This window comes from Mycobacterium avium subsp. avium (assembly GCF_009741445.1).
In the GTDB taxonomy this organism is placed as follows: Bacteria; Actinomycetota; Actinomycetes; order Mycobacteriales; family Mycobacteriaceae; genus Mycobacterium; species Mycobacterium avium.
Map to the genome: position 1 here is coordinate 2,213,983 of NZ_CP046507.1, position 25,751 is coordinate 2,239,733.

The 25,751-nt window shown below is 65.8% G+C and carries 19 protein-coding genes and 3 pseudogenes; 2 read left to right on the top strand and 20 right to left on the bottom strand.

Annotated features, from left to right (window positions below; all coding sequences use genetic code 11):
- Window positions 1-11 precede the first annotated feature (11 nt).
- From MAA44156_RS10325 to MAA44156_RS10365, 9 genes are all read right to left on the bottom strand, one after another.
- A complete protein-coding gene (locus tag MAA44156_RS10325) occupies window positions 12-575 on the bottom strand; it encodes a hypothetical protein (RefSeq protein WP_009978137.1) in 564 nt (187 codons plus the stop codon).
- A 672-nt stretch (window positions 576-1,247) separates the two neighbouring features.
- Entirely contained in the window at window positions 1,248-1,460 is a 213-nt protein-coding gene (locus MAA44156_RS10330; protein ID WP_009978139.1) for a hypothetical protein, read from the bottom strand.
- Entirely contained in the window at window positions 1,460-2,299 is an 840-nt protein-coding gene (locus tag MAA44156_RS10335) for a phage major capsid protein (protein WP_009978140.1), read from the bottom strand. The genes MAA44156_RS10330 and MAA44156_RS10335 overlap by 1 nt, the downstream gene beginning before the upstream one ends.
- A gap of 221 nt (window positions 2,300-2,520) precedes the next feature.
- Complete coding sequence (locus tag MAA44156_RS10340) at window positions 2,521-2,766, bottom strand: hypothetical protein (protein WP_009978141.1); 246 nt, start codon at window positions 2,764-2,766, stop codon at window positions 2,521-2,523.
- Window positions 2,767-3,004: 238 nt separating this feature from the next.
- Complete coding sequence (locus MAA44156_RS10345) at window positions 3,005-3,343, bottom strand: hypothetical protein (RefSeq protein ID WP_009978142.1); 339 nt, start codon at window positions 3,341-3,343, stop codon at window positions 3,005-3,007.
- Window positions 3,340-3,609, bottom strand: coding sequence for a hypothetical protein (locus MAA44156_RS10350; RefSeq protein WP_009978143.1), 270 nt, complete (start codon window positions 3,607-3,609; stop codon window positions 3,340-3,342). The genes MAA44156_RS10345 and MAA44156_RS10350 overlap by 4 nt, the downstream gene beginning before the upstream one ends.
- The gene (locus MAA44156_RS10355; RefSeq protein ID WP_009978144.1) at window positions 3,606-3,890 is read right to left on the bottom strand and encodes a hypothetical protein; all 285 of its coding nucleotides are present in this window, start codon (window positions 3,888-3,890) and stop codon (window positions 3,606-3,608) included. The genes MAA44156_RS10350 and MAA44156_RS10355 overlap by 4 nt, the downstream gene beginning before the upstream one ends.
- A 39-nt stretch (window positions 3,891-3,929) precedes the next feature.
- On the bottom strand, window positions 3,930-5,387 hold the full coding sequence (locus tag MAA44156_RS10360) for a DUF3631 domain-containing protein (RefSeq protein WP_009978145.1): 1,458 nt from the start codon (window positions 5,385-5,387) through the stop codon (window positions 3,930-3,932).
- Window positions 5,387-5,731, bottom strand: a complete 345-nt coding sequence (locus MAA44156_RS10365; RefSeq protein WP_023880708.1) for a hypothetical protein — start codon at window positions 5,729-5,731, stop codon at window positions 5,387-5,389. The genes MAA44156_RS10360 and MAA44156_RS10365 overlap by 1 nt, the downstream gene beginning before the upstream one ends.
- 210 nt (window positions 5,732-5,941) lie before the next feature.
- Here MAA44156_RS10365 and MAA44156_RS10370 point away from each other — a divergent pair, with 210 nt between their 5' ends.
- Window positions 5,942-7,354 (top strand): IS110 family RNA-guided transposase, encoded by a 1,413-nt coding sequence (locus MAA44156_RS10370; protein WP_080555769.1) that lies wholly within the window; start codon window positions 5,942-5,944, stop codon window positions 7,352-7,354.
- Between the two features lie 290 nt (window positions 7,355-7,644).
- On the opposite strand, the gene MAA44156_RS23545 is transcribed toward MAA44156_RS10370, so the two are convergent.
- Entirely contained in the window at window positions 7,645-7,803 is a 159-nt protein-coding gene (locus MAA44156_RS23545) for an excisionase family DNA-binding protein (protein ID WP_033715377.1), read from the bottom strand.
- Between the two features lie 378 nt (window positions 7,804-8,181).
- Window positions 8,182-9,351: a tyrosine-type recombinase/integrase gene (locus MAA44156_RS10380; RefSeq protein WP_023879706.1), complete on the bottom strand. Its 1,170-nt coding sequence runs from the start codon at window positions 9,349-9,351 to the stop codon at window positions 8,182-8,184.
- Window positions 9,352-10,499: 1,148 nt separating this feature from the next.
- On the opposite strand from MAA44156_RS10380, the gene MAA44156_RS10385 reads away from it, so the two are divergent.
- Window positions 10,500-10,991, top strand: coding sequence for a hypothetical protein (locus MAA44156_RS10385; RefSeq protein ID WP_128971805.1), 492 nt, complete (start codon window positions 10,500-10,502; stop codon window positions 10,989-10,991).
- 455 nt (window positions 10,992-11,446) lie between these two features.
- Here the strand turns inward: MAA44156_RS10385 and MAA44156_RS10390 are convergent.
- The 9 genes and pseudogenes from MAA44156_RS10390 to MAA44156_RS10430 form a co-directional block, all read right to left on the bottom strand.
- Window positions 11,447-11,668 (bottom strand): annotated as a pseudogene (locus MAA44156_RS10390) (transposase); the annotation flags it as partial.
- Window positions 11,669-11,769: 101 nt separating this feature from the next.
- Entirely contained in the window at window positions 11,770-12,201 is a 432-nt protein-coding gene (locus MAA44156_RS10395) for a DUF6262 family protein (protein ID WP_009980034.1), read from the bottom strand.
- Complete coding sequence (locus MAA44156_RS10400; protein WP_024637620.1) at window positions 12,191-14,422, bottom strand: tyrosine-type recombinase/integrase; 2,232 nt, start codon at window positions 14,420-14,422, stop codon at window positions 12,191-12,193. The genes MAA44156_RS10395 and MAA44156_RS10400 overlap by 11 nt, the downstream gene beginning before the upstream one ends.
- The gene (locus tag MAA44156_RS10405) at window positions 14,419-15,525 is read right to left on the bottom strand and encodes a site-specific integrase (protein WP_029248429.1); all 1,107 of its coding nucleotides are present in this window, start codon (window positions 15,523-15,525) and stop codon (window positions 14,419-14,421) included. The genes MAA44156_RS10400 and MAA44156_RS10405 overlap by 4 nt, the downstream gene beginning before the upstream one ends.
- A 122-nt stretch (window positions 15,526-15,647) precedes the next feature.
- Window positions 15,648-16,667, bottom strand: a pseudogene (locus MAA44156_RS10410) (IS256-like element IS1601 family transposase); the annotation flags it as partial.
- Between the two features lie 126 nt (window positions 16,668-16,793).
- A pseudogene (locus tag MAA44156_RS10415) lies at window positions 16,794-16,913 on the bottom strand (MbtH family protein); the annotation flags it as partial.
- Window positions 16,914-17,359: 446 nt separating this feature from the next.
- The gene (locus MAA44156_RS10420; protein ID WP_011724749.1) at window positions 17,360-19,087 is read right to left on the bottom strand and encodes a thiamine pyrophosphate-binding protein; all 1,728 of its coding nucleotides are present in this window, start codon (window positions 19,085-19,087) and stop codon (window positions 17,360-17,362) included.
- Between the two features lie 483 nt (window positions 19,088-19,570).
- Entirely contained in the window at window positions 19,571-22,162 is a 2,592-nt protein-coding gene (locus tag MAA44156_RS10425; RefSeq protein WP_023879988.1) for a LuxR C-terminal-related transcriptional regulator, read from the bottom strand.
- A gap of 393 nt (window positions 22,163-22,555) precedes the next feature.
- Window positions 22,556-25,231, bottom strand: coding sequence for a helix-turn-helix transcriptional regulator (locus tag MAA44156_RS10430; RefSeq protein WP_009976584.1), 2,676 nt, complete (start codon window positions 25,229-25,231; stop codon window positions 22,556-22,558).
- Between the last annotated feature and the right edge of the window lie 520 nt (window positions 25,232-25,751).

The following is a 25,751-nucleotide window of genomic DNA, read 5'->3' on the forward strand; positions in this document are numbered from 1 at the left end:
GGGATGCTCGGTCACCGGCCGGCAATCGCGGGTTTGACAACCGACACCGGCACGCCATACCGGGCGGCCAGCCGCTCGCCAAGCTGAGGGTCACCCGAGTCGACAGGCACGAGCAAGTCGACGATTTCGGCCGCCGCCGCCCGCAATTCGTCATCGGCGACGCGGAACATCGGAGGCGCCGGCACAAACGGTATAGCGCCCGTCAGCGCGACGGCGCCAATGACGTAGGACGGTGGCGGCGGAATTGCAAGGCCGCGCCGCCACGCTCGCACCAGATTGGCCTCAACGCTCACCCGATGTCGCTGCGCTCGCACCCGGGCGTGCTCGACGGTGCGCTCTGCAAAAACGCCGCAGAGACAGCCTGGCGCCGGCGGCCGATGGTCCGGAGCCGTCGGGCACGTCGCGGTCATCCGCGCCGAAAACCACGCCGGCCCGTAGTCCTCGCCGCTGACCATGCGCAAGGCAATCTCACTCGCCTGCAACACGTTGATGCCCTCAACCGGCGGCGCAACGTACGGCGAGAGCAGCAAATCCTCCCCCGGCCGCACAACCCAGAACCGGTAGCCGACCGTCATTCGCCGCCCCCGCGCTGGCGGTACGCCTGCAACCGGCACGCCTCCGAGCACCACTTCCGCCGGCCCGATACCGGCGCACCGCAATTCCGGCACACGCGCGAACCCGTACGCAACCCGTACGAACCCGTACGCCCGTCACCACCCGAACCGAGCCCGCCCGCCGCATCATCCGCCGAATCAAGCCGATACGGCGATAGGTCAATTACGTTGTTCTGCAATTGATTACAACTATTCGACGGATTTTCGGACGCTGGCAGCGAAATTCCCAGACCCGTACACGGCATTTTTACCAGAACCGAACGGCTGTCAGTAGATACGGGCGGGGAGTCTCCACCGTATCCCCTTCGAGCCGGCGCCGGGCTCGCCGCGCCAGGCGTCCCTCCGGTGGCGGTGTGGTCGGTGTCGGCGTCGCGCAGATCGTGGCTCGCGGCAAAGGATGCGGTCATGGCCACGTCTTGCACTCTCGTTATGTCGACATGCTCAGTGTTTGACGCGGCGCCGGCACCGACCGGTTCGTCGACGATGGTGGCGAAGTGGTGCTTTTGCCAGTGCATCGCCAAGTGCTTCGGCACGTCGTGGAGTGTGCCGTCGCGTTGCGCACCGTCGTGGAAAACCAGGTGACCTGGCGTCACTGTGACGGTGCATGGTGTGGTGTCACGGCGCGGCTTGCGCCTACGCATCGTCCATTGGTTCGTACACGACGGTTGCGAAGCGTTTGCGTAGCCAGTCCATCGCAATGTGTTTGGGCACATCGCGGATGGTGCCGCCGCGCTGGTCGCCGTCCCAGTAAACGGCCGTGCCGGGCGTGACGTCTACGGTGCACGGCTTGTGGTCGTCCACCGATGGCTCGTGTGCGCGGCGTGCGCTCTTGGTTGTCATGGTCATCAGGTGGTCGCAATCTTGACGAGGGTCGGCGGGTTGGGGAAGCCGAAGCCGAGCCGCACGATGGCGCGCACCGCGACACGGTGGCTGGTGAAGAACACGCTTCGGTCGGATTCGACCTCTGCGGTTTCGCGCACGACCATGAACGCCTGACTCTGCGAGATGCCCCACACGACGTTGTTCGTGGTCGTGACGTACGGCGACGTGAGCAACGGAATGCCGAGAATCTGCCGCTGGCCGGGCTTGGTGGGGTCTGGTTGCAACAACGGAAGGTTGTAGTCGGCGCCGACTTTCAGCTTGGCCAGCGCCATCGCGGTCGCCGGGTTGGTGACCCATGCGGTAATGACGCCGTTGTGCTGGGCGGCCGTGTAAATGGCGTCGCTGAACGGGTCGACGTTGGCGTACGCGGCGCCGGCCGAAACGGTGGATACGCCGCTGACACCGGGAATGCCACCCGGGCCGTTGGTCGTGGTGGCCGTGAATAGCGCCTGGTCGGTCTTGCGGCTGAGGTCGCGGGTGATGCCTTGGCCGACAACGTTGATGGCGGCCGGGCTCGAGTCGTCGGCAAGCTCCTGGCTGATGACGGTCAGCGCGGCCAGCTTGGACGGCGTGACTTCGAGCTCGTCGACGTCGGGGTCGGTCACGGTGATTTCCGCACCTTCGGCCGTCCACGATGCACTGGGGTCGGTCGTGACGATCGGGATTCGGTACGAATGCTCGCCGATCGTGACGGACGTGAGTACTTGGCCGGCGATGGACTGTTGGATCAGCGGTTGAATGATGAGGTCGGCGACCTGTTCGGGCGCGAGAATGGGCCCGAACGTGCTGGTTGTCGATGCCATGAGAAATGCTCCTATGGGTGAGCGCGCTTGTCGCGCAACGATTTACGTTGGCCGCTGTGTTCGGCATCGACTTCGACGAAAACCAAGGTGTCACGTTCGTGACGGGTCGAAGATGCCGACGAGCGGTTCTTCCGCGCGCTCACCCGGAGCGACGTGGCGGGCGCCTGGCCCTGCGTTGAGGTTGGCCCGGTCCTGCCGTCTGTCCGACCTCGACCGCCATCCTACCTTCTGATGACGTCGTTCCAGCTAGCATCTTGGCCGCCGACTGGCCCGATTCCGCCGCTTCCCTGGCCCCAGGACGCCTGTGGGGCCGGCGGTTTCGCTAGCCTGGGCCGCATTTCGGCAAGGGTGCCGGCCGCGAACCGCACCTTGTCTTCGTCGAGGGTGCCGTCGTCGTTGTAAAAGCCGGCCACGTCGAGCCCTGCCACGTCCCACAAATCGGCGGGCACGTCGAGAATCTCAGCCACGACGGCCTCGCCTCCCGTTTCTGGTAGCCGGCGAGACGTTCGGCCAGCGCGTCGCGTTGGCCCTCCGTCTCGCGTAGTTGGCGTCGATATCGGGCCGCCTCACCGTTGCCGGCCGGTTCCGAATCGCCGGCGTTGCCGGGTTGCACGTCGCCATTGTCGACTGTGGTCGCTGGTTGCGTGTCGGCCTGGCCGCCGGCGTCGGTCGTGGTCGTCGTGGTTTCGGTGGTGCTGGTGTCGCTCATGGTGCTGATACCTCCTGTGTTTCGAGTTGCGGCCACGTACGGCGCCGCAGTGTTTCAGTGGCGTAGCTGACGCGCGTGGTCAGCTCATCGGGCAACTGGTAACCCAAGTGCGCCAATAGTGTTCGTTCGGCGTCGGTCGCAGGCCGCTCGAAATACCAGATGCGTGCGGCGCGGTCGAACAGCAGTTGCACACCGCACCCGTCAGCGCGGCCGTAGTCGGCGAACAGGGTTGAGTCTTCGGCGCGCTGTAGGTCGGCCGGCAGCGATTCGAAGACGAGCCAGCCGCGCGGGTCCGGTTGCGGGTACTGGGCGCCGATGCCGTCGCCGGCGCTCATCGTGCCGCCTGCCTCTGTTGCACACCTTGCAGCCAGCGAGCCAGCACATCGAACTCGTGCACGTCACCGAATTCAGGACCGGCGCCGCATTCCAATGCCTTGGTGACGGCCACCCGCAACCAGTCGGCCAGCTCGCGGGCCACCGTCCAGGGTTCGCAGTAGCGCATCAGAATGTCGGTGGCCGTATGGTCGCCGCTCCATAGCGACTGGGCCAGAAGCAATGCGTCGATCGGTGCGGCCGCCCTGCGTTCTTCGAAGGTCGTCATGAGCGGCCCAGAATGTCTTTCACGGCTTCGCGGATGACGCCGAGCCGGCCGTAGTACGCCTGGTCGTCGGTGCCCTGCGCGCCCACGCGGATAGCGACGTCGACCACGCCCAAGCACGCGGCGAGCACGACCTCCGAATCCCGCGTGCTGATGCCGTCGAACGCCTCGTCGATGTCGAGGCCACCCTGTTCGTGCTGACGTCGTACCAGCTCGATCAGCTCAAGAGCCACCGACGCAACCTGGCGGTTGAAATCGTCCTGCTCGTCTCGGATTTCATCCATCTTCCCTGTTTCCCTTCTCTTGATGGTGCTGCGGATTTGTCAGTCGACTAATGGCAGACGCTGCCGTTTGCTGGCGACGTCTTCACAGTCTCTCCGGTGGCCTTGGGTTGCTACATCGAACCCGCATCGTGGACAGCGGCCCGGGCCCGTGGGGGGCGCGAATCGTCCGTTCCGGTGGCCGTCGCGGCGAGGGATTCCATTACTTCCCGTGACCGCCGTGACAGCCGTGCCGGATTGGCATACATCCTGGTCAGACATTTTTTTATGTGTCACGGATGCGGCACGGCCGTCGCGCATGTCACGGGTACCGTTCTCGTCCGTGACACGCTGAGCTGCAATGTCACGGTCGTCGCGCACGTCACGGATAGATGCGGTCGGCACGTAGCGTTGCCACGCCTGAGCGAGTCCATCGTCGCCGGCGACCTGATAGCCCTTGGCCCTCCCATTGCCGATGCGGATGGTGTTCGACCGCACTCCGTACCGAGCCAATTCCTTTGCTAGGCGTCGCTGATCGAGCGGCTTGCCCCAGAGGTCGGCCCACTCGGATTCGTCATCGGATGTCAGCGCAGAGACGATGTCGACCGAGAACATCCGGTCGCGCTCGCCGAACACCGTGCGGACGTCGCGAAGTAGTCGAGCGCCAGATGACAGTTCCTCGACCTCGTTGTCCAGCACGAAGTGACGGCAGGCGGATCGTGCCCGCGCCGGCCAGTCGCCGCCGGCGGCGTCGGCGACCGCCAGCAGGGACTCCCACACTTCGGCCGCGCGGTCACGCACGCCGTCAGGCATCGTTGGCCGCGCGGCACACAGTGCATCGAAGTTGGTCTCGGCCCAGTCCGACAGTCGGTCTCGCAGCGGGGCGGCGTGCGCCTCGGCGTCGCGCTCGCGGAATTCGGCGACATGCTCGTCGGGCGCTCGCTTACGCATATGCAGGACGGCCGCAGCCCGGTCTAGCACCGTGCGAGGCATCTTGCCCGCCAGCCCGGCCAGTGCAAGAGGCGCGAACACTGGAAACTCAACCACGCGCATGCTTTTGGCATCACCTTCGCAGCGGTCCACCGTGGCGCCCCGTTTGTATCCGGCGTTGAACAACGCGCGCAAATCCTCGGCCTGCGGGTTGGCGGTTCGGCCGAAAACTGCGTCAGCCTCGTCCTGCAAGATGGTCGGCGGCTGGTCGCCGGCGGCCGCGATCCGTCGATAAAGTGCCGCAGTCGTCGTTGACAGTGTGAGCTTCGCATTGCGGCACAACAGCGCCAGCACTTCCAGCACGCGGGTCTTCCCCGATCCCGGTTCAGGGCTGTCGATTATCAGCCGTGGCGTCACATAGAAAGCGCCGACGGTCCAGGTGTGGGCGATCCACAGCACGATGACCACGAGATAGTGCGGCGACCGAAACGCGAAGAACGGGCCGGCGAAGCGTTCAATGTCGTCGAGCAGTTCGGCGCCGCCAGTTTCCTGCCCCATTGCCCGTTTGAGCTCAGCCTCGAATGTGCCCATCAGGCTTCTCCCCGTAGTTCGGCGAGCCGGCCGGCGCAGTCGAGAACTGAAACGGTCGCGGCGCTGACGAGCGCGGCGAGCTGGCTTTCCGCGCCGGCCTGTGCGGCTTCGACAAGCGCATTGCCGGCGGACTCGACCCGGCGCCGCAACGATCGGGCAAGCACCACTGCGCCGTAAAATCGGGCGGCCTGTGGTACTGCGCCGCTAGTGGTTGCGTCCATGAGCGCCAACGCAATCGCGCGATTGACGCGGCCGGCGCGGCTCAACTCGTCGAGGACTATTTGTGCGTCGCATGGCTGACCGGCCACGGCAAGGCGGCGGATGGTACTGACAAGCACCGACATTTAGGTTTAGTGGGCGTCCGCGGACGGCCGAGGCCACCGACCGGAACACCTGGTGATTCCTGATTTTTGAGTGGTCGTCCGCGGCGCGTCTCAGGTGCCGACCGGTGTCCCTGTTCGGGAACTTGGAGCCGCTCGGGAGCGGACTTCTGCTTGCGGAATGTCTGGGCCATGCCCGTCGGAGCCGGGGACTGACCTGGATCCGTCGAAAGGATGTGCGTGGAACTGATTTTGGGTATCGACGTGGCGTGCCGGGCTGCTCATCAAGCATCGCTGGCCCGTCCCGATGGGACGTATGTGTGGACCGGACGAAAGTTCTTCACCCGGCCCGCCGACCTCGAAAAGCTCTGGAAAGTAATCGGACTCAGCGAGCAAGACACCGTGCGGGTGGTGATGGAGCCCACCCGCAACGCATGGGTTCCGCTGGCATCCTGGTTTCGTCATCACGGCGCCCGGATCTCGATGGTGCCCACCACCCAGTCAGCAGACCTGCGCGCCTACTACTCCAAGCACACCAAAAATGACCATCTGGACTCCAAGCTGTTGGCCCGGTTGCCCTTGCTGCATCCAGAGGGGCTGCGTGACCACAGCGGCGACGGGCCCGGCGAACCGCTGCGGCGCCTGGTCAAGATCCGCTCCTCGATCGTCAAGCGCCGCACCGCAGTCTTCCAGCGCCTTGACGCCCAGCTCGAGCTCCTCGGTCCAGCCTGGTACGACGCGCTGGGATCCAACTATGGCAAGGCCGCGCTGGCACTGCTGGCCCGCTACGCCGACCCGCACAGCCTGATCCGTCTCGGCCATGCCCGCCTGACCCGCTTCCTGATCCGCCACTCCCGCGGCGCCTGGCGCGAACCACACGCCACCCTGCTGTTGACCGCCGCCCAAGAATCGCTGCAGCTATGGGGATCTGGCGCTAATGCCCGCATCGACTTCGCCGAACTGGCCGCCGACATCGCTACCGAAGCCGAGCAAGCCCAGATGCTCACCGAGCAGATCGACGACCTCGACGAGCGCGCCGCCAACCTCTACGCCGAGGCCGACCCGCGCGGCATCATCGCCTCAGCACCCGGCGTCGGGCCCGTCACCTGTGCGGTCATCGCCGGCCGCATCGGCGACCCGCACCGGTTCCACTCCCTAGCCGCCATCCGCGCCTACTCCGGCCTCGTCCCCAAGGTCAACCAGTCCGGACAAGCAGAACAGCGCCACGGACTCACCAAAGCCGGTGACCCGCTGCTGCGCGAAGCCCTCTTCGCCGCCGCTGACCAAGCCCGCAAGAGCGACCCGCAACTGGCCGCGAAATACAAACGCCTGATGAGCACCGAGCGCCACCACGATTCGGCGATCTGCCACATTGCCACCATCCTGCTCACCCGCATCGCCACCTGCTGGCGCGCCGGAGCGCACTACGTGCTGCGCGACACCGACGGACGACCCATCACCTTCGAAGAAGGACGCCGCATCGTCCGCGCCCACCACACCGTCGACAAGAAGACTCGCATCAACGCTGCCTCCAAGCGCTACTCCCAGCGCCAAAAAGGCAGGACGGGCCGGGAACAACAGGAGTCGCTACGCGCTCCAATTCACCGGCCCGTCCACCCCAGCATAAAACCCACCGAAGTAGCTTGACTCCCCTTAGGAACTCGAGGCGGGCGACTCGAAATCATCGTCGGCCACCAGCTCAAGCGCCGCCGTGACGTCAGCAGGTGACGACCACATGAGTGTGCCCACGAAAACGGTTTCGACGTTGGGAAGTTGACCCACGGCGGGCATCGGTGCGCTCGCGGCAGGGCGACCGCTTAGCGACGGGGCCTGGCAGTTACGGCGGGTATCGTTGGTGCTGTCGATTGCGGTTGTAGGCGATGACATGAGAGTCGGGCCCTGGTGCGGGGCCCGGCTTTCGCCTTTCGGTGGGCCGTTCATGCCGCCCCGCCGAAAGGTTCCAGCGCCGCGTCCACTTCGTTGAGGTCGACGCGAAACAACCGTGCATTGGCCCGGTAGCCTCTGAATTTGCCATCCGCGATCATCTGGCGGATGGTGCGCGTCGACACGCCAAGGTATTCAGCAGCGTCTTTCATCGACGCCCAACGGCGGGCCGGCGGATTGTTCTCGGGGTGCCGACGAGCGCGGCAGTTGGGACCAGTGTGTGAACTGGTTTCTTCAATTGGCTTGATCGCCATCAACTCTCCAAGTAGCTCGGCGTTAAAGCCGAAGGGTTCTACCGGAGAGATTCGAGACCACCACGGGACCGAGCTTCCGGCAGAAGCCATTTCGGCTTCTAGCGTTGCTCGACCTTCCCTATATCAGGTGGTCCGTTACGGGGCTAATCCTTACCCGAAACGCCTATGGCAGGCTCAACCCCCATATCGGGGATTGCCGGGCTACTTTCACCTCTAGCACTTCAATTGGTACCAGACATTTCCGAAAGTCGCCACAACGTGCCGCGCTTGAGCGTGTCAGTCCCCCGACGGGGACGGTTCTACGGCCACCAATTTCGACAGCAAGCGGGCTATCTGACGGTCTCGGCCTTGTGCCGCATGCTGGTAGCGCATCGCAGCTTGCGGTGTCGAATGTCCAAGGCGCGCCATCAGTTCCGCGAGCGTGGCGCCGGTAGCAGCCGCGAGCACTGCGCCGCTGTGGCGCAGGTCGTGCCAGCGCAAGTCATCGCGCTTGGCTACAGAGCGCGCCCGGTAGAACTGGCGGTACAGGCTGGCCGGCGCCAGGTGGCCGCCGTGTACGGCCGGGAACAGCAGAGCGTCTTTGTCTGGCTCGACGAACCGGTCAAGGTGGTCTCTGATCGCGGGTAGCAGATGCGGCGGGATTTCGACGTCGCGGCGGCCGGCGTCCGACTTGGGTGTGGTGATCTGAAAGCCTTGCTCGACGCGCACGACGGCACGCTCGACGCGCACCACCCCGTACGTGTCGTCGGGGTCATCGGCGTCGACGATGATGATGTCGCGCCGGCGTAGCTCGGTCAGCTCGCCGAACCGCAGCGCACACCATGCGGCGAGCAATACCATCGCCCGGTAGCGTTCGGGCATTTCTTCGGCGATAGTCGCAATTTCGTCGAGCGTCGCCGGCCGAATCTTGTGGACGCGGCGAGCACTGCCGGCGCCACGGATCACGCACGGGTTGACCTTGATCTTGCCGTCGCTCAGGGCGGTACCCATGATCGTCCTCAACAGCCCGTAGCAGTGCGCGCGCAGCGTCGGCGTATTGGCGCCGAGCTTGGCATGCCAGGCACGCACGTCGTCGGCAGTGATAGATGCGATCGGCAGGCCGCCAAACGTCGGCACGATGTGATCCCCAAGCAGCTTGGCGTAGTGCTGACGGGTGCGGTCTTTCAGGTCACGTTGCGCCATCCACGTTTTCGAGTAGGTCTCGAACGTCAGTTTCGGCACTGGTTGTTCGTCGGCTTCGGGCGGCACCCACGCCTTACGGATGATTTCGGCCTGGCGCAGAGACAGCCACCCGCGAGCGTCTTTCTCGGTCAGGAATGTCTTGGGCGCGGTGTAGCGGCGGCCGTCGGGCCCGTGGTACATCGCGCGCCAGCGCCCGCTGGGCAGTTTGTGGGCGGTTCCGAATGCGCCGCGCTTCTGCGGCTTGCGGCCTTCTCCCCTAACCACGTCGCACCTTTCTGCGATACTCCGGTGTGCACTGGCGTGAACTGCGTGAACTCGTTGTGAGCTAACAAGACCGTATCAACTTTCCGCAACTTTCCGAACGATTCCGCTATACTGGACAACGTGATCGCAGGTAGTACGGCTATTCGGCCAGGTCACAACACCCACGCTAGCAAACCGATTGAACTGGTTCAATCCCAGTATCGCGCACCAGAGTTTTTGCAGCTCAGCTGCACTATATAGTGCAGCTTATCAGTTTGCATACAACAATCATGCAATAAGCATTGGATCGCTCCGGGTTAACTGGCACTTGGGTTACGAGCCGTATGTGTGCTGAGCGGGAGTTGGCTGAATGGCTGCGCCGCATGGGACGCGCCCTCCGGCTGAGTTGGCTGGCCACCCGCTGCTTTACTTCTCCTTCCCAAACTTGTCGCCGCTGGACACTGAATGGGGAGGCTCAACGCTCGCGGTGGAAGCTGAGAAGCATGAGCCGGATTTGATTGTCCTGGAACCATTTCACGGCTGGCGGAAGGCAAGGAAGACAACGTCGACACCTGGCGGAATCTGTACAACTCCACCATGGTCCCGCTCCGTCGGCAGAGTCGCACGGTGCTGCGCATTGAGCATCAGGGTCACGATTCGAGCAAGGGGGCACGGGGGTCGCCCGCGAAGCGGGATGTCGACGTGGCGTGAATTATGAAGCGCAGCGGGAACGAGGTGTCCCTGATCCGCGACGAGGGACGGGGGTTGAGCCCCCTGCGAAGGTCCTGTTGTGTAGGCATGCCGCGCCGGCGCGGCACCCTCCCGTCATCCGCGACGGCAAGCAAGGTGAGTGCATTGAGGCGTTAGAGCGGCTCGACGTTCCGCTCGATGCGAGCCGGGATGAAGCCGCACGCACCTTGCGCGCCGAGAACGGCTATCAGTTCCGCAACGCAGTGGTCCATGCCGCCCGGGATGCCCGTCACTCGTCCCCGCTCTAGAGGGACGATATGTGGTGGGGATGGTGATAATACGCAGGTTAAACGACTTTATCGTCGTCCCGCCCCATACACCCCCTTTAGGGGGCATATGTTGTGGGGACGCGCGCGTAGTCGGCAGCATAGTGTGTAAAACAGCTTAATCTGCGGCCCGGGCAAGGTAGCTTTCCCTGCGTGTCAACTCCGCCGCTTGCGCAGGTGCCCTATTCGGCTATAAGCCGCGTTGCAAGGATTCGGCTGGAGGCCCGGCGCATCGCTGCCATGGTTGCCCAGTTACCCGATGTAGTCCTCGATCAGTCGAACTCAAATGTGGTTCGGCAGGCGGCCTTAGATTCTTTCTATCTCAATGCTCGTCTGCTGATCGAGTTCCTCGAAGTTTGCCCGCAGCGCAGTGACAGGTCCGTGTCCAATACCCTTGCAAAGGGGACGATTTGGCCAACACCATTCCTGACGGCTGCTCGAAGGCGGAAACTGCGCGAGTACTATAAGGACACAAGCAAGCACGTCATCCACTTCTCAACTCGGCGCACCGAGCTGGTTCCCATAACCGGCTGGAAATTGCGTGCAGTTGCCAGAACTGTCTTGGCGCTTTGGGACGAGTTCGCGACAGTCAGCTCACATCCCTTGGTGCCAAGAGCATCCGACCTCAGGCACCTGGATCTCTGATCTCCTTCGTTCCGACCTGCGCAGCGGTCCATGCCCACATTTTTCGAAAACTTGCTCGGTGCGAGAGAGCTTCCGAAGGGTCACGCGGCCCATCGGCCTCGGGGATTTCGACCCACCCCTACCGGGGGGTTAATGTCTTGCAGCCAAGGGCTCCGCGAGCGAGAAGCGCACGGGGCGCGGTGTCGTCGGATCGGCCATGACCTTGTCGCTGTCTACGTGTCGATCCACGATCCGGTAAGTGTTCATGGATACACTCAGCTTGTGGGCGGACTATGCCCAAACCTCCACAGTCCCCTTCCAACGCCCAATAGGCGCGTGTCACTGCCACGGCCTGTCAGCATTCGACGGTAGTCTTGCGGCAACTCTTGGGATCTTTTGCGCCCAAAACCAGGGTTGTGCCCCGTGAAGTGGTGTAAAGCCGATCGGCGTTTCGCCTGAGGCTCTGCGAGTTTCCACTATGCCGTGATGGCGGCGGGGACGGCAACGGATTGGTCGGCTGAATCGGAGCGGGGATGTAATAGGGCCAGGGTGGTCTCGGAGAGATAGCGCTTTTCGGCGACTTGCCATTCGTCGTGGGCTTCGACGAGAACGGAGCCGGCCAGCCGTAGCAGCGCGGCGGGGTTGGGGAAGACGCCGACGGCGTCGGTGCGGCGGCGGATCTCTTTGTTGAGTCGTTCACTGGTTATCTGGAGCACTGTGTGCGATAGCTGTTGTGACCTGCAGGTTTGTGTCGTGGAGGGTGTCCATGACGCGGCTGGAGATCGATATCGGTTGGCGGTCAGCATGGCCCGATCGTTACCGAATCGCGATGCGTCCGTTCATGGTGTCTTCCGGTGTCGTCGCGGAGTTGGCCAAGGGCGCACGCGAGTTGGCGGCGTAGCCGCCGGTTCTCATCGGCGAGTTCGTGGTTGCGGCGGTTGGCGATTTCGAGGCGCTGCCGCAGGGAGTCGTCGCTGGCGCGTTGTCGGGCAGGTAACGGTGTGCTTGGCTCGGGCCGGTGCTGGGCGCGGAGCCGGCAGATCTCGTCTTTGAGGTCGATTTGGGTGTAGATCCACGAGCGGGAGACACCGGCATGGCGGGCGACGGATTCGAAGGTGAGCACGGCGCCGGTCCGGTCGAGTTCGTGCATCGCCGCGATCGCCTTGGCGCGGGTGTGTTCGTGCCGCTGCTGGGCCGCCCGGATGAGGTTGATGCTGTTGTCAGCCCGCATGTTTGGCCTTCCCTGGTTCTGAATCGTTGAGGGCGGTGATGATGGTGTCCAGGTTGTGCAGGACTTGACGGTTCATCTCGGCCAGACGTTGTTGGCCGCGGGCTTCGGCGGCGGTGATCAGCTGCAGAGTCTGTTGCCGCTGCTGGTGGTGCTGGGGCAGGAACTCGGCGGTGGTGAGGAACATCGGGCAGGTCAGGCAGGCGTTGGCGTGCGGGCAGCTCTGCTGCACCGGCAGTCCGCAGTAGCCGTTGGGTAGGGCCTGGGTGGCTCGGCCGAGGCGCTGTTTGGCCCAGGCGGCCTCCGCGATCGGCCCGGACGGGTCGAAAATGATTGTGGCGCCGTGGATGTCGACCTTTCGAGCTGCCTCCCACTGACGGCGCACGGTGGTGTCGTGCAGGCGGGCGTAGTGCCCGGTCATCTGCGCGGAGTCATGGTCGAGGATGCGTCGCACGACCTCTTGCGGGACGTCGCGGTTGATCAGCCGGGTGCCCAGGGTATGGCGCCACTGGTGCGGGGTGAGGTGCACCGGCTGGCCGTGCTCGTCGCGGATGTCGCAGACGGACAGCCAGCGCAACAGCGCCATCCGGTAGGTGGGACTCGCGATCGGGTGGGTGCCGTCAATGTTCTTCGTCGGCCGTGGGAACAACACCGGCGTGCCTGCCGGCCAACGCTGGGAGGTGTGGTTGCGATGTTCGGCGATGAGTTCGCGCAACTGCTCGTCGATGGGCACCAACGCGTCGCGTTTCATCTTGTGGTTGAGGTAGCGCAGATACGGTGCGCCTTCGGCATCGGCGACCACACAATCGCTGCGCAGCCGCAGCGCATCAGTGATCCGTAGCCCGCAACGCATCAAGATGATCGTGATCAACCGGTGAGCGGGGTCGGCGTATCGGGCAAGGTTGTCGGGATCCTCGAGCTGGGTCATGACCTGTTCGGCCAGTGCCCGAGGCAACCGTTCATCGCGTTTGGGGTAGTCCTCGGCGAAGAACATCGCGTCTGCGGGAAGGTCTGTGTCCCAACGGTGTTGGCGGACGGTAGCGAAGAATCGGTTGAGCAGCCCGATATGGGTCCCGCGGCGTTGGGCACCGATGGAGTCGCTGCGCAGGTTGGCCAAATAGCGCTCCAGCACCGGCCGGTTGATCCGGTCGATGCTCTCGACGCCGATGTCGGCGAGGTACCCGGCGAAGCGGGTGAGCGCAACGACCGGCCTGCCGCCGCCGGCTTCCAGACCCAATCCGGTCGATAGCCGCCACCGGACCCACCGCTTGGCCAGATCCCGCAGCCACGGCTGCGGAATACCGTCGAAGCGCAGCGTGCGGTCTCCGTCGTAGCCGAGCCGGCGCATGCGCCAGACTTCGCGCGGGTATTCGGCGTCCCAGCCGCCGGCCTCGGCCAGGTCGGCGATCACCCGGGATGCGTAGCTGAGGAATCCACGGGAGCGAGTGTCGTTGATCGTCGACCGAGCCCAGTCATGCCAGGTGTCCTCGTCGTGGTGGAGCAGGGAGCCCACGCCTGCGGCGGCCAGTGCCTTCACCACGCGCATGACCACGTCCGGGGTGAGCTTGCCCTGCCGATCGTCGTGGCGGCGTTGCAGCACGTACTGCAGTTCCAGCTTCAGCTGACCGATCAGCCGGTCGAGCCGTATCTGCTCACTGGCCAACGGGGCTTCGGCGGCGAAGCGGTCGGCGAACACGTCGATGTCGGGTCTGCCGTTGACCTTCCAGGTGTTGGTGTGGGTTTGGCAGAACGCAGACGTGCCCTGCGGCCAGAGCTCGCAGTGCGGAATCCGGCAGGTCACCCCGGCCGCTGGTTGCTTGAACGGCTGCGGTTCGGCCAGCCATCCGGCCAGGCTGGGGCGCCCGGCGCGTTCCCATCGTTGCGCGTGCAGCCCGCACATGCCGCCACGGGCAGAGCCGTAACCGCAACCGGGCACCCGGCAGCGCTGGTTGGGTTGTCGCCGCCGCCACCGCGGATCGGTCGACACGACAAACTGCTCCACCGACGGGCGTCCTTCGTCGTCCCACCGTTGCCGATGTCCTTCACACAGGCCGCGTCCGCGGGCGGTTCGCCCGCACCCCTCAACCCGGCACTCGGCTCCACCAAACACCGGATCATCGGCACCGAATTCCAGTACATCGCTGCGGAATTCGCTGCGGACCTCGGCCATCAGCTTGCCGATTAGCCCCGACGGGCCGGCGGGCTTCAGCGACGGCGCGCTCATAGCCGCACCTGCCCATCGGTGAACCAGCCTGCCTGTTCCATGACCCGCCGAGCGTCCTCCACGGTGAGGTGCCCATACGTCGTGGTCGTCGTCGCCACGTGCGCATGTCCGAGCAGGTGCGCGACCACCTCGATGCTGACTCCGTCGCGCAGCAGCCGGGTTGCGGCCGTGTGTCGCAGCCAGTGCGGGTCGAAGTCGATCCCGGTCCGCCGGCGCAGCCTCCGCACCAGGTCGTAGACCGCAGCGTAGGTCAGCGGATGCCCCTGCGGGCGGCCCCACAGGTTGACGAACACGTAGTCGCTGTCCAGATCGCCGTACTCGCTGTGAAGGTAGTCGGCGAACAATCGGATCAACGCGCTGCTGACTGGGATCGTGCGGACGGTCTGTGACTTGGCGCGCGCGCCATTGGCGTTATCGCGTCGCCGCACCGTCACCTCATGCTCGGCAGCGGCGATGTCGTTGTGCCGCAAACCAAGTGCCTCACCGATCCGCATCCCGGTGTCGTAGAGCACGGCGAACAGCAATCGGTCCCGCAGCCGACCGCAACCATCCAGGATCGCCTGCACCTCGTCCGGTGAGAGCACCCGCGGCAGCTTCTTCGGCGCCTTCAACGCGATCACCCGCCGCGACCTCGGCGCGCCCTTGCTGATGTGGTGCAAAAACGGCTTCCAACCACCGCGCGCGCCGCCGACCTGCCACGAGGTCAGCAGAGCGCTGACATCCAGCCCATCTCGTGCGGCGTGGGTGTAAAACGCCCCGACCGCCGAAAGCTTGCGGTTCACAGTAGATTCCGTGCAGTGATGCGGCACCGACGGCAACACCGCAACCTGCCCATGCCGGGCCCGCAGCGGCAGCCGCAGCCAGGCCACGAACTCACCTACGTCATCAAGCCGCACCGCCCGCCAGTCCAGCCCACGCTCGGCGAGAAAACCGAACCAGTCCTTGAGATCGTGCGCGTACGCCTTGACCGTGTTCGGTGATCGCTCGATATCGGTCAGATACGCCAGATACCGGTCAACCGCTGCTACCGGAGCGTCGTCGTCGCCGAGAACGGTCCACGACTCACGCAACGAGACCGGCGAGATAACTCGTGCAATCTGCATCGCCCCTCCGCAGGCTCTTGCCTCCTGGACGACTGCAGATAAACACGTCCACCACGCAGAACCTGGGACCTCAACGCCTCGTGTCGGACATCAAGGACACCGCCTGCAGGACTCCAGATAACTGCGGGGTTGTTGGACCAGATCTGGGACCAGACATCTTTGGGGAATGCAGTGAAGGCCAGGATATCTTCGCGGGCGGTGGCCAGGTGGTCGGCCACGGCGGGCAGTTTGTCGGTGACGTAGTCGATGAGCCGGTCGAACTGCGCGGCCACCGCGGGGGCATCGGGTTGGTCGTAGACGCTGTGCAGCATCGCTTTGACCGCCGGCCACATGCTCTTGGGGCAGATGCTCATCAGGTTGGCCGCGTAGTGTGTGCGACACCGCTGCCAGGCCGCTCCGGGCAGGTTGGCCGCGATCGCCTCGCGCAGCCCGGCGTGGGCGTCGCTGGTGACCAGGCGTACGCCGGCCAGCCCGCGGGCGACGAGGTCGGCGAAGAACTCGTTCCAGGCCGGGCCGGTCTCGCTGGTGACCACCCGCATGCCCAGGACTTCGCGGTGTCCGTCACCGTTGACGCCAGTGGCCAGCAGCACGACCCCGTTGACCACGCGGCCGCCTTCGCGGACCTTCATCGTCAACGCATCAGCGGCGACGAAGGTGAACGGGCCAGCAGAATCGAGTGGGCGGTGACGGAACGCCTCGACGTGCTCGTCGAGGTCGGTGGCCATGCGGCTGACCTGCGATTTACTCAGTGAGTCGATGCCCAGGGTCTTGACCAGCTTGTCCATCCGCCGCGTGGAGACGCCGGCCAGGTAGCAGTCGGCGACCACGGTGATCAGCGCGGATTCGGCCCGCTTGCGGCGTTCGAGCAGCCAGTCGGGAAAGTAGGTTCCCTTGCGCAGCTTCGGGACTGCGACATCGATGGTGCCCACCCTGGTGTCCAGGCCGCGGTGGCGATACCCGTTGCGCTGCGCTCGCCGTCCCGGGGTGGGCTGGCCCCATTCGGCGCCCACGACGGCATCAGCATCCGCCGACAGCAGAGCGTTGATCACGGTCTGCAGCAGGGAGCGCATCAGATCAGGTGAGGCTTCGGCCAGGGCCTCGCCAAGAAGGCCGGCAGGGTCGACAATGTGGGGTGCGGTCATCGTGGGACTCCTCGAGGATTCTGTGGAAGGTTGACTCGAAGGATCACGCGGTGGCCGCTTTACGTCCATCACCGACACGATGACGAACCCAGCAACCGCGCTACACCACTATGCGGGACTCAACTCGTAAACCATCTGCCAGCCGGCCGGAATGTCGGCGAACGCCGGCCACAGGCTGTGTTGTTCTTCGTCGTTGACCAGGACGAAAAAGCTGCCATTGTCGTCGTCGAACGGATTGGTACTCACTTGTCCTCCAGGTCCTCGTTTGACATGAGTCGGGCACTTCGGTGCGCCTGTTGGTTTCGACCGGGCACTCGGGGGCTTGACCGAGCAACGATCTCGATATGACCGGGAGCGTATGGGTTTCAATCCTGTTGCATGGCCCATCAAGCCGGGTAGCGTAGTAACTGCGAGTACATAGAGTGGCGAACGCAAGCCCGCAGCGCGGCTTACGTAGTGACAAACAAGCTCTCACCTGATATGCACGTGGTCTTGCGGAATCGATTCTGCGACAGTCGTTTCCGTCGAGAGCGCAGGTTTGGGGCGCGATCATGACGACGACAGAGCGGATCCCCGACGGGCCAGGGGTTGAACCCTGCGTCGAGCATTCGCTATCTGGTCTCTATCGGGGCTCTACCTGGGCTCGGGCATGCATTGACAGGGCGCCGGTGCCGGTGGGGTCGGCGGTGCCGTCAGGCGCCGACGATGGCATCGATTCTGTCCTGCGCCATACCATGTTGGCACTCAACTGATTTCGGCGTCACAGGCCCGAGAAAGGCCGAGACGGGCGGCACTTCCTCGGCGGAGCATTCGACGCCGATCACTGACGGCCCGTCGACCTCCAGCGCCGACTGCACGGCAGCGCCGAAGCCATCGACGTCGTCGACGTCGACCGAGGGAAGTTCCGGGAACATCGCGGCGAGGCCGGCGCCGAGCCGACTGGGCGCGAACGTGTTGTAACTGTGCCGATTCCCGTAGCACAACTTTTCGCTCATTGCGCACATGGCCTGCGCGTTGTTGTTGATCAAGACGAACGCCACCGGCAGTCGGTATTGCACAGCGGTATGCACCTCCATGCCGTGCATGAAAAACGCGCCGTCCCCGGCTATCACCACGACATGTCCGCGCCGCCCGAATTTCCTCCGCCGCACGGCCATTCCGATGCCGGCGCCAAAGCTGTAGCCCATGCCGGGTGCGACCACGAATCGGCCGCCGCGCCGGACCGGTAGGTAGTGGACGGCGGCCGCCCCGCAACTGCCGACGTCGACGACGATGTCGGACCCGTCGGGCAATACGCGGTCGAGCATGCTCATCGCTTCGCGGTAGCGCACGCCGGGGCCGTCGAATCGCGGCGGATTCAACTCGGTTCTGGACACCGCATCGGGTACCCGGATTCCGGTCGGGCGCTCACGGCCGGTCAGCGCGCTCGTCAGCATTCGCAGCGAAGCCCGCAGATCGTCCGTGTGGATGTGAGTGCAGGCCAGGTACGGCGGCGCCGACCCTAGCGAGATGGTGGGCACCGCGGCCAGGGCATCGTCCAGGCCGGCGCGGGCGGTCACCGCAAGCCGGGTGCCCACCACCAGGCACAACGCGCTGTCGGCCACCGCTTCCACCACGCCAGGGTGGCCCATGATGCCGGTGACGCCGAGCGCCGACGACAACCCGAAACCCGGTGTGCCGGCGGCATCCTTGGCATGGGGCACGCACGCCACCCGCGCGCGCAGCACCGCCCGCAACGACGCCAGTTCGGCCCGCGCATCGTCTCGAACCACCTGCTCACCGGCGATGATCGTCACCGGACCGCTCGCCCGGCGCAGCGCTGCCACGATCGGGCGTGGATCACCGATGTCTCGTGGCCGCTCGATGCCGGGCTCGGGCAGGTAGCCGTTGCTGGTCACGTCAGCTTGCTGAATATCTTTGGGCAGCAACAACACCGCGGGGCCACCGGTTCGCGCGGCCGCCACGGCGGCGGGCAGCGCCAACGCGATGTCCGCCGGGGTCTGGACTCGTCGGCACAACACCGACACCTCGGAGAACAGCGCCTCGGCATTCGGTGAACCGTTGCGGCCGCTGGTGTCCTGAAAGCCGCCGCGACCATCCATCGTGGACGGCGGCTGGCCCACCAACGCCAGTAGCGGCACGCGGCTGGTAAACAATTCCCCGAGGCCGGCAACGAGGTTCAGCGCGCCCCACGCGGAGGTGGCCACCACGCCGAAGCCGCTGCCGCTGCGGCTGTATCCGTCGGCCATCGCCACGGCGGAGAACTCGTGTTTGGCCAGCACCGCGTCCATGTCCGAGTGCAGGAATGCGGCGTCGTACAGGTCCTCGATGTTGGCGCCATCGACGCCGAAGATGCAGTCCACTCCGATCGACGCGAGATACCCGACGATATGGTCGACCAACCGGTGGCTGTGAGACATGATTTCAACCTCGAGAAACGGCGTGGGTGTAGTGCGTGCCCGCCCCGGCCCGGTCGAGGCATTGTGGCGGGTGCTGGAGGATCCGGCCGAATTCCGCAACCATGCGAGTCCAACCGGCCATGCCCGCCAGGCATGATGTCATGTGCGGCAGCTTAAGTTTGCTCGCTCGGGCCTCACGGACGGATTGATTCGACTTGAGTGCCACGCGCGCACAGATCGAGTAGTCATCCCTCCGGTGGTGCGTAACGGCCCGCGGGCGGCGGTTTTGACCAGTGGTCACCGAGCGCTCGACGGGTCGGCGATCAGCGAAAGGCATGCATTCCGCGCCCCGGAGTCGCGGCGGGCAGCACCGGGGCTATGCGGTTGCGCACGAGCGTTTTTCGGAGCATGGACGGCCTGGGCCCCGCCAGCTCGACGCGACCTGCGCGGCAGCCGCACCCGATCGGCCGCGACCCCACCCGAGTGTCCGAAGAGCGTGTGTGGTCACGATGCGTCGCGGCCGATCAGTTGGATGAGTTGGTCGCGGTTATTGATGCCAAGCTTGGTGAAGAGGCGATAGAGGTGTCCCTCCACCGTGCGCACCGAGATCACCAGCCGGTCGGCGATCTCGCGGTTGGACAGGCCGGCCGCCACCAGATTCACGATCTGACGTTCCCGTCCGCTGAACGGAAGCGGGCGCGCCGCCGCGTCGAGCGCCGGTGTGCGCGACCCGCATTGGCCGGCCAACGCGTGCGCCCAGGTCGACGACTCGACCTCCTTGCGACGGTCGCCCCGGCGGGCATGTTCGCTGGCCGCCTGAGCCGCCGCATCGGCGGCGAATGCCAAGGCGCCGAGGTCGGCGAAGCGGTGGGCCGCGGCGTCGAGCAGATCGCCGTCGTGCTGAGCCAGACCGCGGGCATGGCCGGCGACCGCCTGGGCCGACGGGGAGTTCAGGATGCTGGCCAACTCGTCTACTCGCGCGGCCTGCGCACGATCGCCGAAGCGAAGGGCCGCATGGCGTGCCCGCATCTCGACCAGGTGCATGCCGGCTTTCCGTGCAGTCTGCGCCGCCTGCATTGCCTGCGTCTGAGCGCCCGCCGTATCGCCGGCCGCCGCCCGCTCCCAGGCCCGGGCGAGCTCGAGTTCCGGCAGGAACACCGCGACGTGCGGTCCGTAGGCTTCCTCGACCCGCCGCAGCGCCACGGCGGCCGCCGCGCTGTCCCCGCGGGCCCCTTCGGCCTGTGCCTGCAAGGCGCCCACGACGAGCTGCCACGGTAATGGAAAGCCTTGGGAAAGCTGGGAAATCGACCGGTCGAGGGTGGCGCAGGCCTCCTGCAGCTCACCGCGGGTGAGCTGCAGGACGCCGAGCATCGCGTCGACCATGGCCTCCGCTGCGGGAAGGCCGGTTGCCAGTGCGGCGTAACGCTTGTGGATTCGCTCGGCCGCCGGATAGTCACCGGCAGCGGTCGCGGCCATGACCTCGGCCAGTCCGATGGCGAACCGCTGCGCTCCCGCCCGGCACTGCGCCGTCGCGCGCACGCCGGCAGCGGCGATGCGGCCGACCTCGGAAAAACGCCCCACCGCGGTCAAGGCGCCGCATGTCGCGACAGCCGCCCACACGGTCGCCATCGGCACGACATCCGGTTCGCACAGGCGCGGCCCGAATTCGATCGTCCGGGCGATGTCGCCGCGGAAGAACCCGATCGACACATCCAGCGCATCGATCAGCTGCAGGCTGCCCTCGGTCGCCAGGCGCTGTTTCACCTCGGCCAGTACCCGCGTTGCACCCTCGGCGTCCCCGCATCCCCAGGCCAGGTTGGCGGCGCGCAGGCAGCCCCAGCGCGCGATCAGCCATTCGTCGGCATCATCGACGTCGGCGCCCAGCAGGATGGAATCTGCCTCCTCGCCGCGGCCCTGCCAGCTCACCGCCTCGGCGAGCACCAACGCGGCCGGCAGGCCACCACCACGGTCGACCGCAAACGTCGCCAGCTGCTCGCCCAGCACGACGTTCGACATGGCCATCGCGTCGGCCGCCGCCTTGATGACCACATCCAGATCGGGCTCCAAGTCGCTGCGCATTATGAACTGCGCCAACTGGATTCGACCGCGGGGGTCGGAGATTTGTGAGCGCCGCCCCGCCGCCCGTAGGTGCTTGCGCAGGGTCTTCGCCAGGATCCCGTTGAGCTGCCGCGAGCGCACCACCCCGGCGTGGCGGGTCGCCGCTTCGCCGAGCATCGGGTGATTCAACTGCACCAGGGTGTGCGATCCGTCGGTCACCAACTGGATCAGGCCGCGGCGCTCCAGGCTTGCCATCGCGTCGGCATCGCAGATGTCGCGCAAGATCTCCCACTCCAGCAGCTCGGCGGTGGCCAGTACTTCCACCACCTCGCGCTCCTCGGAACTCAGCGACTGCAGCCGGTACTCCAGGGCATCATGCAGTTCGCGATCGCCGCGCAGCGGACCCTGCAGTTGCCAGCCCTGTTCGGTGTGAACCAGGGCGCCGCTTTCCACGCCCGCCGTCAGAAAACCACGCAGTAGCAACAGGTTTCCCGCGCTGCGCTCGAACAGCTCATCCACCAACCGCGTGTCGACCGGCCCACCCAACACTGCGCCGGCCAACAGCTCGGTCTGTTCGCGGGTGAACGGATCGACGTGCACCGTCAACAGCAGGCGCTCTTTCAACAACGCCGTCACCGCATCCAGCACCGGCTCACCGGAGCGGATCGTCACGATCAGCCGCGCACTGCGCCCGGCCGCAAGCTGATTCACCAAGGTGGCCGACAACGGATCGAGCAACTGCGCCTCGTCGACCACCACCACCAAATTCTTGTCCTGACCCAAGGTGTTGTGCGCGGCGGCCAGCATGATCGCCGGTTCGTGCCCGACCCCGAGGCTCACCGCGCGCGAGAACGCGCCCAGCGGCACCGCCCAGCCCGTCTGGGTACCGAGCGCGAATCGCACCGTGCGCCCGGCGGACTCGACCGTCTTGGCCAGCATGCGCGCCAACGTCGACTTGCCCACACCGCCGTCGCCGACCAACGCCACCCCGTGGAATTCCCCGTTGTTGAGCGCCGCGAGCGATCGCCGAAATTCCACATCGCGTCCCACAATGGGCCAGGTTGACCCATTTACCCGCTGCGTCACGGATATATCTCCCTCACCTGCTGGGCGGCCCGGCACTACATGAAGCCGGAACGAGCCGCAGCCAGATAAAGCCGGAAGGAGCTGTCCGAAATCGCGGTCCTGCCCGAACAAACCGACCCCGGTGCGTCCTCGCCCAGCTGGGATCTCCGCAACGAAACCGCAGCCGCGGGTCCGGACGGGTCGCCATCACGAGCGGTTACCGCCGTATGCTTCCGACTGCCTGTCATGCGCGGGAGCGTATGGCGGGTGGAGCGGGCGTCGCCGGACTCTGTCGGCAAGTCGAGTGGTGCGCGCGTCGAGATAGAGTAGCGACTCTCAAAGGCTCCATAGGGTGCCGATAAGAACTTAGCCCGCGTGGGGGTGAACGTCGTCCTGATCACCAAGCGACGGGTTGCTGTGGCCCAATAGCTCTCTTCGTCCGCGCGGCTCTCGGGCCACCAGTAGGGTGAGCTGCTCGCGACTGTTGATCCCGAGTTTGGTGAAAAGGCGATAGAGGTGCCCCTCCACCGTGCGCACCGAGATGACCAGCCGGTCGGCGATCTCGCGGTTGGACAGGCCGGCCGCCACCAGATTCACGATCTGACGTTCCCGTCCGCTGAAGGGCAGCGGGCGCGCCGCCGCCTCGACCGCCGGCGTGTGCAGCTCGTACCGGCTGGCCAGCGCGTGCGCCCAGGCCGAAGATTCGAATTTCTTCCCGCGGTCGCCCCGACGGGCATGTTCGCCGGCCGCCTGAGCCGCCGCGTCGGCGGCGCACGCCAGGGCACCGAGGTCGGCGAATTTTTGCGCCGCGGCATCGAGCAGATCGCCGTCGCGTTGCGTCAGACCGCGGGCATGGTCCGCGGCCGCTTCGGCCAGCGGTGTATCCAGGATGCGAGCAAGCCGCTCCAACCGCGCGGTCTGTGAACGGTCGCCGAATCGCACCGCGGCATGGCGTGTGCGCATCTCCGCCGCGTGCATCCCGGCGGCGCGCGCTATCTCCGCCGCCTGCGTGGCATGGGTCGTGGCGGCCTGGGTGTCGCCGGCGGCGGCCCTTTCCCAGGCCCGGGCGAGCTCGAGTTCGGGGAGGAACACCGCCGCGTGCGGTCCGTAGGCCCGGTCCGCCCGCCATAACGCCGCGGCGGCCGCCGTGCTGTCGCCGCGCGCCCCCTCGGCCTGGGCTTGGAAGGCACCCACGACCACCAGCCAGGGCGACGGAAAGCCCTTGGCGAACAAGGAGATCGAACGGGTGAACGCGGCGCAGGCCGCGGGGAATTCGCCGCGGGCGAGCCGGACGAGCCCGAGCATCGCGTCGACCATGGCCTCCGCGCCGGGAAGGCCTTCGGCCATCGCGGCGTAGCGCTTGTAGATCCGTTCGGCCGCGCGGTCGTCCCCGGCGTCCGTCGCCGCGATGATCTCGCTGATCCCGATGTTGAATCGATGCAATCCCATCCCGCACGACACGGCGGCACGCACCCCGATGTCGGCGATGCGGCCGACTTCGGAATAGCGGCCGGCCGCGGCCAACGCGGCGCAGGTCGGCACCGCCGCCCACGTCGTCGCCATTGGGACCGCATCGGATTCGCATAGGCCGGGCCCGAGCTCGGTCGTCGTCTCGACGTCGCCACGGAAGAAGGCCATGGACAGCTCGAGCGCGTCGATGAGGTGCAGGCCGGCCTCGGACGAAACACGCTTCTTCACGGTGTCGGCTTCGCGCCGGGCGGCTTCGACGTCACCGCAACCCCAGAACAGGTTGGCGGCGCGCAGGCAGCCCCACCGCGCGATCAGCCAGTCGTCGTCGCCGTCGGGTTCGGCGTGAGCCAGCACGAAACCGGCTTCCTCGCCACGGCCCTGCCAACTCACCGCCTCGGCGAGGACCAACGCGGCCGGCAGGCCACCACCCCGATCGAGTGCGAACCTCGCGAGTTCCTCGCCCAGCTGCACGTTCGACATCGCCAGCGCGTCCCGCGCGGCTTCGGTGATCACGTCGAGGTCGGGCTCCATGTCGCTGTGCAGCATGAACTCCGCCAATCGGATCCGGCTTTGCAGATGGGGCAACCGCAGGTGTCGGCTCCCGGTCCGCTCATGCTTTTGCAGCGCTCGCGCCAGTTTGCCGTTGAGTTGGCGGGTGCGCACCATGCCGGCGTGGCGGGTCGCCGCTTCGCCGAGCATCGGGTGGGTCAGCTGTGCCACGGCGTGAGATCCGTCGGTCACCAACCGGATCAAGCCGCGGCGCTCCAGGACCGCCACCGCCTCGGCATCACAGATGTCACGCAGTATGTCCCAGTTGAGTAAGCCGGCGGTGGCCAGGATCTCCACCACCTCGCGCTCCTCGGAGCTCAGCGACTGCAGCCGGTACTCCAGAGCGTCGTGCAGTTCGCGATCCCCGCGCAGCGGTCCCCGCAGTTGCCAGCCTTCCGCGGTGCGGAACAGCGCCCCGGTGTCACGGCCCGCGGTCAGAAAGCCACGCAGCAGCAACGGGTTTCCGGAGCTGCGCTGCAGCAGCTCGTCGACCACCCGGGGATCGACCGGCCCGCCCAGCACCGTGCCGGCCAGCAGCTCGGTCTGTTCGCGGGTGAACGGATCGACGTGCACCGTCAGCAGCAGGCGCTCTTTCAACAACGCGGTCACCGCATCCAGCACCGGCTCGCCGGAGCGGATCGTCACGATCAGCCGCGCGCTGCGCCAGGCCGCGAGTTGGTTGACCAAGGTGACCGACAACGGGTCGAGCAGTTGCGCGTCGTCGACCACGACCACCAAGTTCTTGTCCTGGCTCAAGGTGTTGTGCGCCGCCGCCAGCATGACCGCGGGTTCGTTCACCGCCATGAGGCTGACGGCATGCGAGAACGCGCCCAGAGGCACGGCGGAGCCCGTCTGGGTGCCCAGCGCGAATCGGACCGTGCGCCCCGCAGACTCGACGGTCTTGGCCAGCATGCGCGCCAGCGTCGACTTGCCCACACCGGCGTCGCCGACCAACGCCACCCCGTGGAACTCCGCGTTGCTCAGCGCCGCCAGTGACCGGCGCAGCTCCGCCTCTCGGCCCACGATGGGCCACGACCCGACTTCGCCAGGCATCGGAAACCCCTAGCTGGTGTGGGAAAGCCTGGCGCGTTCGCGTTCCGCGAAGCCAGGCGCGAGCCCAGTGGAGCGCGTCCAAAATCCGACTCGGGCCCACGTTCGACTCGAGCGGTAGCGGCCACGCGACGCTCTTGTGGCCGACGATCACGACGCGGCGGTCGACGCGACAGACCGTCTGGTGACGGCCCCGCGAGCCCACTCGTCGTATGCACCGGACTTACTCCTTCTAGGGTCCAGCAGTTGCCGAGAAATATACTCCCGGGCTAGACTTCACAGCAAATTTTGTGAGCCGCCCTGTTTCGACGTCTGTGTTAATTATTGTTGCAGTTATACAGCTGTTTCATAGGCTCACGGGACTTACCAAGATCAATTTCTAGCAAACATCGACACAATTTGCGGTGACGTCGACACACGCCGCCTCGCAGCCTCATCGCCCGGTCCAGCTCCACGCTCGACATTCAACAGCGCGATACCGACAACAGAAATC